Raw genomic sequence first — 15,975 nt, 5'->3', positions numbered from 1 at the left:
AGCAGGGTGGTCAGATCATGGCCACCGGATCGAGGCGGCCCGCCAGGTAACGCGCCCTGCATTCGCCGCGGCGGAGTTTTCCGCTGCTGGTCTTGGGGATTCGTCCCGGCTCAACAAGAAGTACCGCACCGGGCATCACCTCGTGAGTCGCGGCAACCGCGGTGCGGATGCGCCGGGCTGAAGCGAAGAGTTCGAGCGGCTCGCGGCCATCGACGGCACCGAGTTCGGCCACCACGACCAGGTCTTCGCGCAGCCCGTCGTCGTACCCGAACGCCGTCACGTGCCCGGGCCGGATCTCGGGCGCGCATGCCTGCACCGTCGCCTCGATGTCGGCGGGATAGTGATTGCGCCCGTCCACCACGATGACGTCCTTGCGGCGGCCCGCGATGTAGAGCTGGCCGTCGTACTGGAACCCGAGATCGCCGGTGCGCAGCCAGCGGGCGGCGCTTCCCGGCACCGTGGCGCCGAACACCTCCGCCGTGGCATCCGGTCTGCCCGCGTATCCGTCGCACACATTGTCGCCGGCCACCCAGATCTCGCCGACGCGTCCGGCGGGCAGCACGGCCCCGGTCATCGGGTCGACGATCCGCACCTGCTGTCCGGCGGGTGCGCCGCACCCGACCAGCGACACGCCCTCCGTGGTTTCGGACGTGTCCGCCAGCTGCACGACCGCGCGTCCTTCCGACAGTGCGGCCCGGTCGAAACGGTGCCATACCGGGTCCTCGCGCTGATCGCAGATGGTGACCGTCAGGGTGGCCTCGGCCAGGCCGAAGCCGGGGGTGTGCGCGTGATGACGGAATCCGTACGGAGCGAAGGTCTCGGTGAACTCGGCGAGTGCGTCGGCGCGGACCGGCTCCGAGCCGTTGAGCACGAGGTCCAATCCGGACAGGTCCAGCCCGGCGCGTTCGGCGGGGGTGGTGCCCGACACCGCGAGCTGCAATCCGAAGTTGGGGCATCCCGTGGTGCCTGCGCGATAGTCGGCGATCGCGCGCAGCCAGCGGACGGGGCGCTTCACGAACTCCGCCGGAGCCAGCGTGATGCCGTGCACGCCGAGGAACAGCGGCAGCGAAAGGCCGAGGATCAGACCCATGTCGTGGAAGAACGGCAACCAGGTCACGATCGGCCTGTCCTTCGCGACCGACACGGCGTACCCGAGCTGCGTCAACGCCGCCGCGAGGTTCTCGTGGGTGACCCGGACGCCCGCGGGCGACTTCGTCGATCCGGAGGTGTACTGCACATAGGCCAGCTCGTCGCACACCGGATCAATCACCGGCGCGGGCGAATTCGCGCCCGGCGGGACGAACCGCGTATCCGGTGATCCCGCGCGGCGCGCGGCCGTGCTCGCCGTCGCCACCGAGGTGTGCGCGGCCGAATCCCATTCCGGCACAGCCGGATGCGTGGGCAAGGTGAGCACGCGGCCGAGGGCGTCGCCCAGGATTGGTGCGGTGATCTCGTCGTGCGCGGAGAGCAGGGCGAGCGTGGGCCTGGCATCGGCCAAGACGGCATGCAGGCGGTCGCGGTTGCGCGCGCCCGCGGCCGGGAACAGCGGCACTGCGACCCGATTGCTGTACAGGCAGGCGAGAAACGCCACCGCGTAGTCGACGCCGTGCGCGCAGAGGATGCCCACCCGGTCGCCGGGGGCGCCCTCCTGCCGCAGCCGCGCGGCCAGCGCGCCCGCCGCCGCATGCAAGCGCGCGTAGGTCAGCGTGACGGGCTTGCGGTCGTGGACGCGGAAACGCAATTCGGTGAAGGCCGGCTCGTCCGGCCGGGTGGCGGCCCATGCGGCCACCGATGTGGCGAGACCGTTGGCCGCCGGGTGGTCGGCGTGGGTCACGAGGTGTCTCCGGTGTTCGCGGCGACCCGATCCAGCAGGGCGGCGCCGAGAGCGGTGATGGTGGGGTGCTTGAACAACTCGGCGGTCGCGATCCGGACGCGCAGGCGCGCTTCCAGGTTTCGCCGCATCTCGATCGCGAGCAGCGAGCTGAGTCCTAGGTCGTTGAAGTCGGCCGCGGGGTCGATATGCTCGGCGGGCAGGTCGAGCGTGCTCGCCAGGATGCGGCGGATGATCGTGGTCAGTGGTTCGGCGGGCTCGGGTGTGCGCTCGCTCGCGGCCGGCGCGGGCGCGGGATCGGAACGGGATACGGGCGCCAGCAGATTCGTCAATCGCATCGCGATCGGGGAAGTGTCTGTCGTCGGCGTGTGCTCCAGTGCCAGCAGGTATGGGCCGTCATAGCGCAGGACCTGGGACAGTATGGCGCTTCCGCCCGGCAGGTCGAACGCGCCGACGCCCGCACGCCGGAGATGGTTCGCGCCGCCCGCCGCCGCGGCGAGGCCGGAATCCCAGAGCCCCCAGCCGACGCTCACGATCCGTCTACCCGGATCACGCTGGGCGAGAGCGTCCATCGCCGCGTTGGCGGCGGCGTACGCTGCCTGGCCCGGCGCACCGAGCGCGCCGGTGGCCGAGGAGAACAACAACACGAAATCGGTGGCGTCGGTCGCGGTGAGCTCGATCAGATTGCCTGCGGCAGTGGATTTGGGCAGGAACGTTCTGGCCAGCTGCCCCGTGGTGATCGTGTCGAACTCGGCGTCCTCGAGCACGCCCGCCGCGTGCACGGCGCCGCGAATCACCGAGTCGGAGGCCCTGATGTCACTGAGCGCGTTGGCCAGGTCGTCCCGGTCGGCGGCGTCGCAGCGCACCACGACGATGCGGTCCTCCAAGCCGTCGAGCAGGGCGGGCACCGGGCGCGGCGCCCTGGTCAGCACCACCACGTCGCGCGCGCCCGCGTCGAGCAACCAGCGCACGGCGACCGAGCCGAGCGTGCCGAGCCCGCCGGTGACGACGTAGGTTCCGTTCGCGTCGATGCCGACGGCGGGCACGGCGCGCGGCCGCGCGGGCGTGAAGCGCCGCACCGCGATCTCGCCCGCCGACAGGCGCAGCTCGTCGGGCACGGCGCTGTCGGTGGTCGTCACGAGACGGGTGAGCAGCGGCAGGTTCCTCGGATCGGGATCGGCCCAGACCAGGCGCACCGTGCGACCGGTCTCCAGTTGCAGCGAGCGCACCAGCCCGGCGATGGCCGCGGGGACGACCGAGGCCGTCACCGTGGCTTCATCGGACCGCGAAGGTGAGCGGGCCGTGTCCGCCTGCGGCAGTACGACTGTCACGGAAGCGGTGGCGTCGTGGGCGGCGATCAGTTGCAGCAGTTCGAGGACACGACCGGCCGCCGCCGCGACGTCATCACCCTCGCTCGCGCCGGAACCGTTGGGCCAGACGGCCACCACGGCGTGGCCTCCGGTGCGCCCGGCCAGCACCGCACCGACCAGCGGGCTCGCGTCGTCCGGCTCGCGCGCGATCCGTTCGGTCGGCAGCTCGGCGTCGAGCGCGCGAGCGAGCCGGACGGCGAGGTCGGAGGCGCCGACCACCACCGCCCTTCGTACGCGGGTTTCAGGCGCGTCGCCGAGCGAACGGAGGTCGCGTGACTCCCAGGTCTCCTGGCGGAAGGGCGCTTTGCGCGTCGCGTTTCCGGCGGGCGCGGTGCGCAGGACGCCGAGCCCGTCCTCGTCAGCGGGATCGGCGTAGCGAATGCGTACACCGGACAGAGCCAGACAGGGCACACCGTGCTGGTCGGTCGCGATGACGTCGCCGATCAGTCCGGTGTCGCCGCGCTCGCGGACCAGGGCGTGCACCTCGAGCACGTGGCGATCGGGTTCACGCGACAGCCAGGCCGAGTCGATGCCGATGGGCAGCGGTATCGACGTCGTGGGCAATTCGTCGAACACCGCGGCGGCGAGCACGTGCAGGCAGCCGTCCAGCGTCGCGGTGCGATGCAATTCGGCGGCGTCGAACAGGCCGAGCGCGCGTCCGGCGCCCGCGGCGATGCCGCGCAGTGTGCGGAACCGGGGACCGTACTCCAGCCGCCTGCGGCGCAATTCCTGATAGAAGACGCCGGTGGTGATGACGCGCATGTGATGCCGAGCGGCCCGGTTTGCGTCGACCACCCGCATCCATGCGACGATATCCGCGGGTGTGGGGTCACCGGCGGGCCGGGCCGAAGCCAGCGTCCCGGTGCCCGTGACCTCCGCCCGCACGCTTTCCTCCACGCCGGGCCCGCGATAGACGACCTCGGGCAGGACGCCCGGATCGGTCTTCTCGTGCACGGCGAAGTCCGCCAGGGTGGCCGAGCCGACGGTGTCCCCGGCCAGTCGCAGCAGTCTTCGCAGCCAGAAGACGGCGGGCACGATGTTGTCACCCTGCACTACGTGGTCGGTCAGATCCTCTGCCGTGAAGGCGGATTCGGGGACATGCGCGCTCGCCGGCCCGGCCGTCAGCAGCGGAAATCTCCGCTTGCGCCATCGCCGCGGCGCCGGCGTGCCGAAGGCGCCGAGCGCGGACCAGTCGATCGGCCTCCCCTCCAGGTACAACCCGGCCACGCCGGTCAGGAAGCCGCTCACCTCGTCGTCGCGCAGTGCCACGGCATGCGTGCCGTCGCGGAAGTCCGGATACTCTCGCACCGCCGCCGGCAACACCGGATGCGGGCCGATTTCCACCACGGTGGAGATGCCGTCTTCGGCCGCACGCTCCAGCGCGGCCGCCAATTGCACCGTGCCCGCGGCGTTCTCCGCCCAGTAGTCGCGGTCCATCGCGGCGGTGGTGAGTTTCGCGCCGCGCCGCGCCGTCGAATACACCGGCAGCCGTGGCGCAAGCGGGGTTATCTCGCTCAACGCCGCGACGAAAGGCGCGAGCACGGTGGTGACCTGCGGACTGTGCGCGGCGAAGTCGACCGCGAGCCTGCGCGCGAAAATTCCGCGCCGCGTGGCCCGCCGCACCAGCGTGTCGATATAGCGCGGTGTGCCGGACACGACCACCGACCTCGGGCCGTTGATCGCGGCTACGGCCACTTCCGACCGCATCGGCTCCACGAGTTTGGCCGCGTCCTGCGGCGCCGCCTCCAGCACCGCCATCGCGCCCCGCCCGTCCAGATGCGCCAAGGTCGCGCTGCGCAGCACCACCACGCGCGCCGCGTCCGCGAGGCTCAGCGCGCCGCTCACCGCAGCCGCCGCGATCTCGCCGAGACTGTGACCCGCCACCGCATCGGGCCGGATGCCCCACGCCGCCAGCAGTTTCACCAATGCCACCTGGAAGACGAACAACGCGGGCTGCACCAGGTCGGTGGCCTGCGTCTCGCCCGCGGCGGTGAAACCGTGCCGCGGCGTCCAGACCCGCGGTCCGCCCGCCGTCACGATCGCGTCGGTCGCCTCGGCGAGCGCGGCGGCGAAGACCGGGTACCGCGCCGCCAGCGCCCGGCCCATCTCGGGATGCTGGCCGCCCTGTCCCGAGAAGAGGAACAGCAGCCCGCCACGGCGACGGTTGGCCACGATGCCGAGCGCCGCGTCGCCGCCTCCGAGCGTGCGCAACCGGTGCACCGCGTCGGCGTGATCGTGCGCGAGGATCGCGGCCCTGGCCTGCTCGGGCAGCGCTCGCGCCGACGCGGCGGCCCACTCGGGCAGGGACGGCCGCGCCCGGTCCAGTTCGTCGGCCAGTCGCAGCGCGCGTTCGCGCAGTTCCTCGTCGTCGCGTGCGGTGAGCGGGAGCAGGATCGGGAAGCGCGCGTCGTTTTCCGACCGGGTCCGCGCGACGCCGCGGAGCACGAGGTGCGCGATCGTGCCGCCGAATCCGAACGAGCTGACGCCGGCGACGCGCTCCGGCGCGGGCACCCGGCTCCAGTCCACCGGCTCGGTGGGTACGCGCAGGCCGCGCTCGGCCAGACGCAGCAGCGGGTGCTCGGTGTGCACGTTGATCGTCGGGGCGATCACCCCGTGGTGGATGGACAGCGCGGTCTTCACCATCCCGGTGATTCCGGCGGCGGCCTCCAGATGACCGATGTTCGACTTCACCGAACCGATCCAGACCGGACCGTCCGCGCCGTCGCCGAGCGCGGCTGCGAGCGCGCCGACCTCCACCGCGTCGCCCAAAGGCGTTCCGGTGCCGTGGCATTCGATGTAGTCCGCGCTGCTCGGCGGGCATCCGGCCCGCGCCCACGCCGCGCGCAGCGTCTCCTGCTGCGCGCGTCCGTTCGGCGCGTAGATGCCGTTGGAGCGTCCGTCCGATCCCACGGCGCTTCCGGCGATCTCCGCGTACACCCGGTTGCCCTCGCGTATCGCGTCCGCGCTGCGCTGCAGAATCACCACGGCGCAGCCGTCGCCGCGGGTGTAGCCGTCGGCGGAGACGTCGAACGGTGTCGACCGCCCGCCGGGTGAGAGGAAGCCACCCTCGGCCAGATAGTTCGAAGTGTGTTCCAGCAGAACGAGATTGACGCCGCCCACGATGGCGAACGGCACGGCGTCGTCGGCGAGCAGCCGGACCGCGAGGTCGACCGCGGCGAGCGAGGACGAGCAGGCGCTGTCGAGCACCAGGCTCGGCCCGTGCAGGTCGAGCACGTACGACAATCGATTGGCGATGATGCTGAGCGCCGACCCGGTCACCGCGAAGGGGGCGTCGTGGCCCGCCCGGCCGAGCACCGCGATGCCGTGGTCGTACCCCGACGCGCCGAAGACGACGGCCGCGCCGGAGCCCCGCGTGCGATAGCCGATCCCCGCGTCGTCGAGCGCTTCGATCGCGACTTCCAGCGCGAGCCGCTGTTGCGGGTCCATCACCGCGGCCTCGCGGTCGGAGATGCCGAACCAGTCGTTGTCGAAGGACTCGACATCGCGGAGGTACCCGCCACGCCGCGCGCCCAGCCGCCCGGCGGGCGGGGTGGACGTGGCGTCTGTGCCCTCGGTCAACAGCTGCCAGAACTCGGCGACGCTCGCCGCTCCCGGCAGCCGGCAGCCGATGCCGATGATGGAGACGGGGGGATGCGAGCCGACGGAAGCAGTAGCCGCGCTGCTCATCGCATCGCGAGATACTCGACAAGCTGCTCGATGTCCGGATGGTCGTAGATCGCGGTCAGCGGAACCTCGACTCCCATGGCGTCCTCGAGATGGGCGGTCAGCCTCGCGAGTTGGGTGGAACCGAGGCCGAGATCGGAAAAGGGCGAGTTGGTCGACACCGAGGCGGCGTCGACGCCTAGTAGATCCGCTACCGCCAGGACGGCGGCGCGAGTCAGCGCGGTGCGTCGGCTACCGCCGAGCGAACCGTCGTGCTGCTGTGCACCACCGTGCCCGTCCGGAAGACCGGGCCGCATCGCGTCCTCCCTCCCCGTCTCCCCGGCTGTCGTCACCCGCTCGAGAACGGTACCCCCGCGATTATGCCGGAGAATCGGCCCTGAGCAAGGACGCATATCCGCTGCCTGCCCGGCTCTTTCGCGAACCGGCGTGATCACATACCGTGGCATCGTGACCGAACCGGACAGCGGTGCCGCCACCCGTGCCGAGCGCACGCCGACTCTGCCCACCCTGCTGCGCTGCTGCGCCGCGCTGGCGGCCACGCCGGGCCGGTTGTTGCGGCCGCGCCGCCCCGACACGGCCCTGCTGGCGAACCTCGAAGTGGTGCCGCCGCCCGCCCCGGGCGCCACGGTCGGGCTGACCGTGCTGACGCAGGCCACCATGTCCGCGCCGACCACGATCGTGGCCGAGGGCGTGCGCAGCCTGCGGGCGATGCGGCTGTCGATGGCGGCGTTCCTGGTCGAGCATCCGAAGGCGCGTTTCCTGGTCGATCCCGCCCTGTGCGCGGGCGTGCACGAGCGGGTGCTGCCCGAACTGCCGTTCCCGGTACCGCTGCTCGTCGCGCCGGACAAGCCGGTGCTCGGGCTGTCCGACGCGCTCGCGGCACACGACCTGGCGGGCGAGGACATCGATTTCGTGGTGCCGACCCACCTGCACTGGGATCATGTCTCCGGCCTGCTCGAGCTGCCCGCTTCGGTGGAGATCCGCTTGCCCGGAGTCGAGTACGACTGGGCGATGGGCGGCCCGCACGCGCCGGCCGGTGTGGCGCGCGGCCCGCTGCGGGGGCGCCGTTTCGACCGTTTCGAGTTGGACGGCCCCCCGGTGCTGACCTTCCCGCGCAGCAAGGACCTGTTCGGCGACGGTTCGGTGCTGCTGGTGGATCTCGCGGGCCACACCCCGGGCAGCATCGGCGTGCTGCTCGCGGTGGACGACGGCACCCGCGTGCTGTTCGCGGGCGACGCCGTCTGGAGCAAGTTGCAGGTCGATCTGCTGCGGGAGAAGGCGCCGATGCCGGGCAAGCTGTTCGACGCCGACCGGGACGCCGCCTTCACCACGATCCACCGCCTGCACGCGCTGCCCGACGGCATCGAACTCGTCGCGAGCCACGACTACGCGGCCGTCACCGCCCGCGCGGCCCGGTAGCGCGGGTCAGCCCACCACCACGGTCTCGGCCAGGCGAGCGGTGATCAGCTCCTCGGCCTCGGTGACCATGCGGCCGATCAGCTCGGCGCAGGTCGGAATGTCGTGGATCAGGCCCTGGCACAGGCCGACCGACCAGATGCCCGCGTCCAGGTCGCCCTCTTCGAACACGCGGCGGCCGCGCGCTCCCGCCACCAGATCCCGCACGTCGTCGAAGGTGCCGCCGGACTTCTCGATCTCGACGACCTTGCGGCTGATCTCGTTGTCCGCCACCCGCGCCGTGTTGCGCATGGTGCGGAAGATGAGCTGGGTGTCGCGCTCGGAGTTCGCGACGATCTTCTCCTTGACCTTCTGATCGATCGAGGACTCCTGCGTGCACAGGAACCGGGTGCCCATGTTGACGCCGTCTGCGCCGAGGGCGAGCGCGGCGACCAAGCCCCGGGCATCGGCGATGCCGCCGGAGGCGATCATCGGGATGCTCAGCTCCCGCGCGGCGGCCGGGATGAGCACCAGGCCGGGAACGTCGTCCTCACCGGGATGGCCCGCGCATTCGAAGCCGTCGATGCTCACCCCGTCCACACCGATCCGCTCGGCCTTCAGCGCGTGCCGCACGCTGGTGCACTTGTGCAGCACCTTGATGCCCGCGTCCTTGTAGTAGGGCAGGAACGGCTCGGGGTTGCTTCCCGCCGTCTCGACGATCTTGACCCCGCTGTCGATGATGGCCTGCACGTATTCCGCGTACGGCGGCGGGTTGATCGACGGCAGGATGGTGACGTTCACGCCGAACGGCTTGTCGGTCAGCTCCCTGGTGCGCGCGATCTCGCGGCGCAGGTCGTCGGGGGTCGGCTGGGTCAGGGCCGTGATGAAGCCGAGCCCGCCCGCGTTGGCGACGGCCGCGACGAGCTCGGCCCGCCCGACCCACATCATGCCGCCCTGGACGATCGGGTGCTCCACCCCGAACTTCTCGGTGAACCTGGTCCGCAGCATTGCGCTTCTCCTATACCTCGCGCGGGCGTGCCGGTTCGCCCGTTGGCGTCGATGGTGACACGAGAATCGCTCCGCCTTCAACTCACAAGTGAGCCGACGTTCGCATATTCGATGATCTTCCTCGACGCTGCTTCGCCTTCGTCATCGGCGTACAGTTACGCAAATGGCCTGCTAGAAGATCCGGACCCGTGCGTGTGACCCCGGTCGGGCTGATTAACCCCGATTCATTCCGCAATCTCTTGCCGGGCGTTTAAGTTAGTTGTTATTCTGCACGCGATTCAGCCCGTCGCCGCCGTCGGACATCCCGGCGGGCCGATGGCGGTCCGAGAGGAGTTCGTGGCAATGACCACCGGGGCAGCAGCGCTCGACGAGCCGATCAGGTCGCGGCGCAACCACTGGAACAACCAGCTCGCCGTGCACGCGCAGATGCGCCCGGACGCGGTCGCGCTCCGGTTCCGCGGCGCGGACACCACCTGGCGGCAGTTGCACGAGCGGTCGCTGAAGTTCGCCGACGGACTGGCGCGTCGTGGCGTCGGGTTCGGCGACCGGGTCCTGATCCTGGCGCTGAACTACCCGGAATACCTCGAGGCCGTGTTCGGCATCAACGCGCTCGGCGCGATCGCGGTCCCGGTCAACTTCCGGCTCACGCCGCCCGAGGTCGCCTACATCGTCGGCGACAGCGGAGCCAAGGCGGTGGTCACCGACACCGTGCTGCAGCCGCTGGCCGCCGCCGTGCGGGCGCAGGCGCCCGCCCTGGAGACCCTCGTGGTGATCGGCGGCGCGTCCGGCGACGGTGCGATCGGTTACGACGACCTGATCGCCGAGGAGGGTGAGCCGCACACTCCGCTGGACATCCCGGAGGACACCCCGAGCCTCATCATGTACACCTCGGGCACCACAGGCAGCCCGAAAGGCGCGGTGCTGACCCACGCGAACATGAACGCCCAGGCGCTGACCTGCATCCGGGCGCTGGCGCTGGAGCCGGACTCGGTCGGCCTGTGCACGTCGCCGCTGTTCCACATCGCCGGGCTCGGCAGCCTCGCCCCGGCCTTCATGCTCGGCTCGAAGACGGTGCTGCATCCGCTCGGCGCCTTCGACGCCGGTGAGTTCCTCGACGCCCTGGAGCGGGAGCAGGCCACCTCCGCGTTCTGCGTGCCCGCGCAGTGGCAGCTGGTCTGCGACCACCCGACGGTGAAGGACCGCAAGCTCGCGCTGGAGGTGCTCAGCTGGGGCGCCGCGCCCGCTTCCGACACCGTGCTGCGCGCGATGGCCGAGAGCTTCCCGAACGCGTTCAACGTCGCGGTGTTCGGCCAGACGGAGATGTCGCCGATCACCTGCGTGCTGGAGGGCAAGGACGCGATCCGCAAGCTCGGCTCGGTCGGCAAGGTGATCCCGACCATCCAGGCGCGGATCGTCGACGACGAGATGAACGACGTCGCGCCCGGTGAGGTCGGCGAGATCGTCTACCGCGGCCCCACGCTCATGCAGGGCTACTGGAACAAGCCGGAGGCCACCGCCGAGGCGTTCGCTGGCGGATGGTTCCACTCCGGCGACCTGGTCCGCCAGGACGAAGAGGGCTTCATCTACGTGGTGGATCGCAAGAAGGACATGATCATCTCCGGCGGGGAGAACATCTACTGCGCCGAGGTGGAGAACGTCCTGTTCGCGCACCCCAAGATCCGGGAGGCCGCGGTGGTCGGCCGAGCGCACGAGAAGTGGGGTGAGGTGCCGGTCGCGGTGGTCGCCCTGCACGACCCGGACGACGAGCTGACCCTGGAAGAGCTGGAGCCGTTCCTCAACGAGAACCTGGCGCGCTACAAGCACCCCAAGGATCTGGTGCTGCTGCCCGAGCTGCCGCGCAACGCCAGCGGCAAGGTGGTCAAAGTCCAGTTGCGCGAGGAGTATTCGTCCTGAGCGTGCGGTGAGTTCGGTTTCACGTGAATCGGACAATGCGCGCGGCGTGGGTGCGTAAGGTCGTCGCATGGCGATCCGACGCATCCGCGCCGCCGTTCTGGCGCTGCACTGGCAGGTGAATGTCATTCGGCCCGAAGGCTTCTTCGGTCCCATGCTGGCCGCGCCCGTGGCGGTTTCGGGTGTGGTGGCGCGGGCGACGGACTTCCACGCCGCGGCGCTCGCGGCTCGGTTGCCGGTGGTCTTCACCCGGTTCACCATTCCGATCGGTGAGGGCGAACTGGTGCGCAACACCGGATTCATGCGCTCGGTCGGCGCGGCGCAGACCGAGTTCCGTCCGGAATCGCCGGGGGCGGCGATCATTCCGGAGATGGCGGCGCAGCCGACGGAAGTCTTCGACAACCAGAAACTCTCCGGCCTGGCGGGCAGCAAACTGCCGCGGTGGCTGACCGATCAAGGGATCGAGACGCTTTTGGTCACGGGCGTCGCCACCAATCTGACCGTCGAGCAGACCGCGCGGCACGGCACCGATCTCGGCTTCACGGTGCATCCGGTGGCCGACTGTCTGGCCGCCGCCACCCCGGAAGCCCACGAGGCCGCGCTGGCCAATCTGGAGCTCGTCACCGCGGGCAGCGTGCGCGCCGCGGATGCGCTGCAACTGATCGGCGGCTGAGCAGCTTCTCTTCCCGAGCAGTCGGCCCGCAGAGGCGCGGTCGCTGGAATCGGCCGATGCTCTCTGATGCGCGGTCCAACGGAGAGGTCCGCTAAGAGCTCGGCGAACCAGCCGAAGCGCCGCCGACCCGGCTGGTCAGCCCGGGGCCGACCAGGAGCAGTAAACGGCGATAGGCCTCGTCCGCCGAGAGCGGCGGATCGGCCTCGGCGATCGCGTTGAGCAGGCCGGTCACGCCCCAAGACAGGAAGGTGACCGTCGTGGCGACCTCCGCGGGTGGAAGTCGCAGTCGCTCGCGCAGCCGCTCGCCCAATACTTCCGTCACGACATCGATGGTCGTCCGCAGGAGCACGGCCCCGCTTTTGCGGCGCAGCAGCGCCCGGTAGACCTCGGGGCTTCCGTCGGCGAGCCGGAACAACGTGTGCACCGGTGCGAGCGGATCATCGTCCTGCACGCCCGGGTTCGCCGCGGTGATCGCCGTTCGCAAGTACTCCGCGCAGCTGCGCAGCAGCAGATCGTCCTTGTCGCGATAGTGCGCGTAGAAGGTCGAGCGGCCGACGTCGGCGCGGGTCAAGATCTCGCTGATGGTGATCCGGTCGTAGCCGCGTTCGATCATGAGCTCGACCAGAGCCCGATGCAGCGAGTCCCTGGTGCGCCGGACTCGGCGATCGGTGCGGTCAGCTGTGCTGTGTCCGCTCGACGGCACTTTCTCTCCTGAACGAATGTCTCGCTTCCGTCCGATTCCGGACGGTTTTCACCACATTGTGCCTGGCGATCCCGGTCTGGGAGCGGGATCCTGAACACATGGCCGAAAACGAACAGAAGTCCCGTATCCCCTCCCGAGACGACGGCGCCGACGACGTCGGTATCTTGCTCACGCAGCCGCGGCGCTATCGGCTCCTCAAGGAGGTGACCTTGCTCGGCGGCGCCAACCGCCTCAATGCCCGCCTCGCCCGCCTGGCGCGGCCCGCCCCGGGCGCCGACATCGTCGACGTTGGCTGCGGGCCAGGCGATTTCGCTCGATTGCTGGCTCACGGGGCAGGCCGGGTGGTCGGCATCGATCCCGCACGGCAGATGGTGGACTACGCGACCGCGCGTGCACGCGACCTGCCGAACTGCCGATTCGAGGTCGGCGCGGCACAGTCGCTGCCATTGCCCGACGCGTCGGCGGACCTGGTCGTCTCGACCTTCGCGATGCACCACATCGACGCGGCACAACGTCCCGCCGCGCTCGCGCAGATGTTCCGGGTACTGCGGCCGGGGGGTCGGCTCCTGCTCGCCGACGCGCATCCGACCGGACCCGTGCTCTCCGCCGCTGTGCGCGTCATGGCGCGTTTCGCCGCCCACCGCGCCCACGACACTTCGCACGACCACGGTGACCCGCTGGCGGCTGTCGACATCCGCCGGTACCGGGACGTGCTGCGCGCGAACGGCTTCGACGAGATCGAGTTCGTCACGGTGCGCCCAGCGACCGGCGTCCTGCTGGCCGTCAAACCCGCCTAGATCAGGTCCTTCTTCGCCAGCCATCGCATGGCGAACCAGCCGCAGAACACCGGAAGCCAGCAGGTGAGCACGCGGTAGAGCAGCACCGATGGCACCGCGATTTCGGCGGGCAGGCCGAAGGCGGCAAGACCACCGATCAGCGCCGCTTCGACCGCGCCGACACCGCCCGGCGTCGGCGCGGAGGCGGCGAGCGTGCCGCCGATCATGGTGACGATCGTGACGGTGATGAAAGTGGTGCCGCCGCCGAACGCCTGCACGCTGGCCCACAGCGCGCCCGCCATGCCGACGGTGAGCGCCGCGCATCCGCCGATGATCACCGCGGACCGTTTGGGATCGCGGGCCAGCTCCGCGAGTTCACCGATGACCTCCTGCAACTGCGGCCGGACCGCGTTGTTCAGCCAGCGGCGCAGTTTCGGCACGAACATGAACGCGCCGACGATCCCGACCCCGACGCCGGCGAGCAGATACAGCACGGTGGCATCCGGGACGAAATGCGAGAGGTCCGCCGAGGTGCCCGCGAGGATGCTGAACGCGAGCAGCAGGCCGATATGCGTGATCACCTGCACCGCCTGTTGCAGCGCCACCGCGGCCGTCGCGCGCACCGTGCCGATCCCGGCCTTCTGCAGGAACCGCACGCTCAACGCGAGTCCGCCGACGCCCGCGGGCGTGGTGGTGGCCGCGAAGGTATTGGCGACCTGCATGACGAGCAGGTTGCGGATGTTCACCGCGCCGAACGCGCACGCCCACAGCGCCGCCGCCGCGCCGACATAGGTCAGTGCGGAGACCAGCAGACCGAGCAGCGCCCACCACCAGTTCGCCGTGCGCAGCTGGGTGAAGAAGGCCGGCACGGCGCTGATGAACGGGTAGGCGACGTACACCAGCCCGATCAGCAGCACCAGCTGGATGATCTGCTTGCGGGAGAACCGGGTGATCTGCTCGGCTTCGATCCGGTCCTGACCGGTCTGTTTGCGCACCTCCTCGCGGGCGTCGGACAGCGCGGTCTTCCACTCCGGAACCGCTTTGCGGATGCCGGTCGGTATGGCCGACTTGGTCAACCGGCTCGCCGCGGCGAGTACCCGGGCTTCGCCGATGGTTTCGATCGCCGCGCGCACGGCCGGCTCCTTGCCGAACGTCGCGGTGGTCGTCACCAGCAACTGGGCGATGTCGGATTGCAGCTGCGCGTCCGACGCTCCGTATTCGGCGTTGCCGAAGCCGCCGAACAGCGTGACGCCGTCGGCGACGCGGATATCGATCGGCCGCAGGTCGCCGTGCGAGATCTGCTTGCGCTGCAAGGCGTCCAGCGCTTGCCACACCCCTGGCAGCACTTCGGCGGACTGTTCGGTGAGCGCCGTGCCGCAGGGTTGGGTGAGCGCGTACAGCATCCAGCCACGCGACAGCGCAGCGACCGCGACAGGGCTGGAACTGCCGAGCCCGAGGTCGGCGACGGCGATCGCCATGAGCGCGCGGTGCTCGACCGCGCGGTGCATCGAACCGTGGATGGCCGCGGTCTCGCTGGAGCGGAAGGTCAGCCAGCGCCACACCTGGCGCAGCGCGCCGAAGCTGCGCTGATTCTTGCCGAACAGCTCGACGATCAGCTCGCGTTCCGGCCCTTCGATGGCGGCGGCGAGCACCAAGGGCCCGCGGCCCGCGGGGTGCACGACGGTGAATCCGGTGACCGTGTGACCGCGTTGGGCGAGCACCCGGACGGCCGCGTCCAGCGGGACCTCCAGCGCCGGCGTGCCGACCACGAGCACGATCACCGCGCCGACCAGCCAGCCCACCGCGAGCCCGAACATCGCCCGCGCGGGCACCACGGTGCTGACCACCAGGTGGATCGGCGCGAACGCCAGCAGCAGGAACCACAACCAGCGTCGCGGCCGGATGGGCAGCCACGGGCTGGCCACGGTGAGCATCGCGGCGATCATCGCGATCCAACGCGGATCGTCGAGGAACTGGGACAGGAAGGTGTCCAGCCGGTCCGGCACTTGGAGATGCCATTTCGGCGCGGACAGACCGGTGCCGGTGATGGACAGCAGTAAGCCCGCCACGACGCCGGCCGCGGCGTAGCCGGCGAGCAGCTTCCACTGCCTGCCGATGATCAGCTCGATCAGGATCGCGAACGGCAGCGCCAGAATCGCCATGCCGTAGACCAGATAGACCAGGTTCGACTGGTCCGGATTGAGGAAACCGACGATGTTGGAGACCGAGCGTTCCAGGGCCAGCCATTCCGGTCGGGTGATCAAGGAGGCCGCGATCACGACCGCCACCCACAGCGTTGCGAGGACCACCCGGACGATGTCACTGGTGCGCCGGATCAGCGGTTGTAGCAGGCTTCCCGTGACCGGGATCTCCCGCCCGTCCACTCGCATGCTGGTCCGCCTCTCCGGGTATTCAGGCCGTACTGGTTGGGTGGCGCTGGAGCCGCTCCCCGCCTCCGCGGCTCTCCGGGCCGTACCGGTCGAGAGCCGCGAGATTCGTGTCCAGGTCTGCGTCGGGCGCCACTCCCCTTCTGGGCGTCCCGATGAGTTGCCCAGGTGCGTACGAGATCAGTTGTTGCGTTCGCTGCACGATACCGGCCGGTGCACGCGCTGAGGCTCGCGGAA

The 15,975-nt window shown here is 70.3% G+C and carries 10 protein-coding genes; 4 read left to right on the top strand and 6 right to left on the bottom strand.

Features of this window, described 5'->3' with window-relative positions; genetic code table 11:
- Positions 1-10 precede the first annotated feature (10 nt).
- Genes U3653_RS01965 through U3653_RS01955 form a run of 3 tightly spaced genes read right to left on the bottom strand, consistent with a single transcriptional unit; the run spans position 11 to position 7,217 of the window.
- The gene (locus U3653_RS01965) at positions 11-1,834 is read right to left on the bottom strand and encodes a fatty acyl-AMP ligase (RefSeq protein ID WP_195079509.1); all 1,824 of its coding nucleotides are present in this window, start codon (positions 1,832-1,834) and stop codon (positions 11-13) included.
- Positions 1,831-6,888 (bottom strand): type I polyketide synthase, encoded by a 5,058-nt coding sequence (locus U3653_RS01960; protein WP_195079508.1) that lies wholly within the window; start codon positions 6,886-6,888, stop codon positions 1,831-1,833. Before U3653_RS01960 ends, U3653_RS01965 begins: the two co-directional genes overlap by 4 nt.
- Complete coding sequence (locus U3653_RS01955) at positions 6,885-7,217, bottom strand: acyl carrier protein (protein WP_323124338.1); 333 nt, start codon at positions 7,215-7,217, stop codon at positions 6,885-6,887. The genes U3653_RS01960 and U3653_RS01955 overlap by 4 nt, the downstream gene beginning before the upstream one ends.
- 115 nt (positions 7,218-7,332) lie before the next feature.
- Here U3653_RS01955 and U3653_RS01950 point away from each other — a divergent pair, with 115 nt between their 5' ends.
- Complete coding sequence (locus U3653_RS01950; RefSeq protein WP_323124337.1) at positions 7,333-8,304, top strand: MBL fold metallo-hydrolase; 972 nt, start codon at positions 7,333-7,335, stop codon at positions 8,302-8,304.
- Between the two features lie 6 nt (positions 8,305-8,310).
- On the opposite strand, the gene U3653_RS01945 is transcribed toward U3653_RS01950, so the two are convergent.
- The gene (locus tag U3653_RS01945) at positions 8,311-9,288 is read right to left on the bottom strand and encodes an NAD(P)H-dependent flavin oxidoreductase (protein WP_195079507.1); all 978 of its coding nucleotides are present in this window, start codon (positions 9,286-9,288) and stop codon (positions 8,311-8,313) included.
- Positions 9,289-9,630: 342 nt separating this feature from the next.
- On the opposite strand from U3653_RS01945, the gene fadD5 reads away from it, so the two are divergent.
- Positions 9,631-11,202 (top strand): fatty-acid--CoA ligase FadD5, encoded by a 1,572-nt coding sequence (gene fadD5, locus U3653_RS01940; protein ID WP_195079506.1) that lies wholly within the window; start codon positions 9,631-9,633, stop codon positions 11,200-11,202.
- A 67-nt stretch (positions 11,203-11,269) separates the two neighbouring features.
- Positions 11,270-11,872 (top strand): cysteine hydrolase family protein, encoded by a 603-nt coding sequence (locus tag U3653_RS01935; RefSeq protein WP_195079505.1) that lies wholly within the window; start codon positions 11,270-11,272, stop codon positions 11,870-11,872.
- Between the two features lie 91 nt (positions 11,873-11,963).
- Here U3653_RS01935 and U3653_RS01930 read toward each other — a convergent pair whose 3' ends face one another.
- Positions 11,964-12,575: a TetR/AcrR family transcriptional regulator gene (locus U3653_RS01930; protein ID WP_323124336.1), complete on the bottom strand. Its 612-nt coding sequence runs from the start codon at positions 12,573-12,575 to the stop codon at positions 11,964-11,966.
- Positions 12,576-12,673: 98 nt separating this feature from the next.
- Between U3653_RS01930 and U3653_RS01925 the strand changes: the two genes are divergently transcribed.
- The gene (locus U3653_RS01925) at positions 12,674-13,372 is read left to right on the top strand and encodes a class I SAM-dependent methyltransferase (RefSeq protein ID WP_195079504.1); all 699 of its coding nucleotides are present in this window, start codon (positions 12,674-12,676) and stop codon (positions 13,370-13,372) included.
- Here U3653_RS01925 and U3653_RS01920 read toward each other — a convergent pair.
- The gene (locus U3653_RS01920) at positions 13,369-15,741 is read right to left on the bottom strand and encodes a lysylphosphatidylglycerol synthase transmembrane domain-containing protein (protein ID WP_195079503.1); all 2,373 of its coding nucleotides are present in this window, start codon (positions 15,739-15,741) and stop codon (positions 13,369-13,371) included. The genes U3653_RS01925 and U3653_RS01920 overlap by 4 nt on opposite strands.
- Positions 15,742-15,975: the final 234 nt, after the last annotated feature.

Source organism: Nocardia implantans, assembly GCF_035544775.1.
Taxonomy (GTDB): domain Bacteria; phylum Actinomycetota; class Actinomycetes; order Mycobacteriales; family Mycobacteriaceae; genus Nocardia; species Nocardia implantans.
This window is presented reverse-complemented; position numbering and strand designations above follow the sequence as displayed.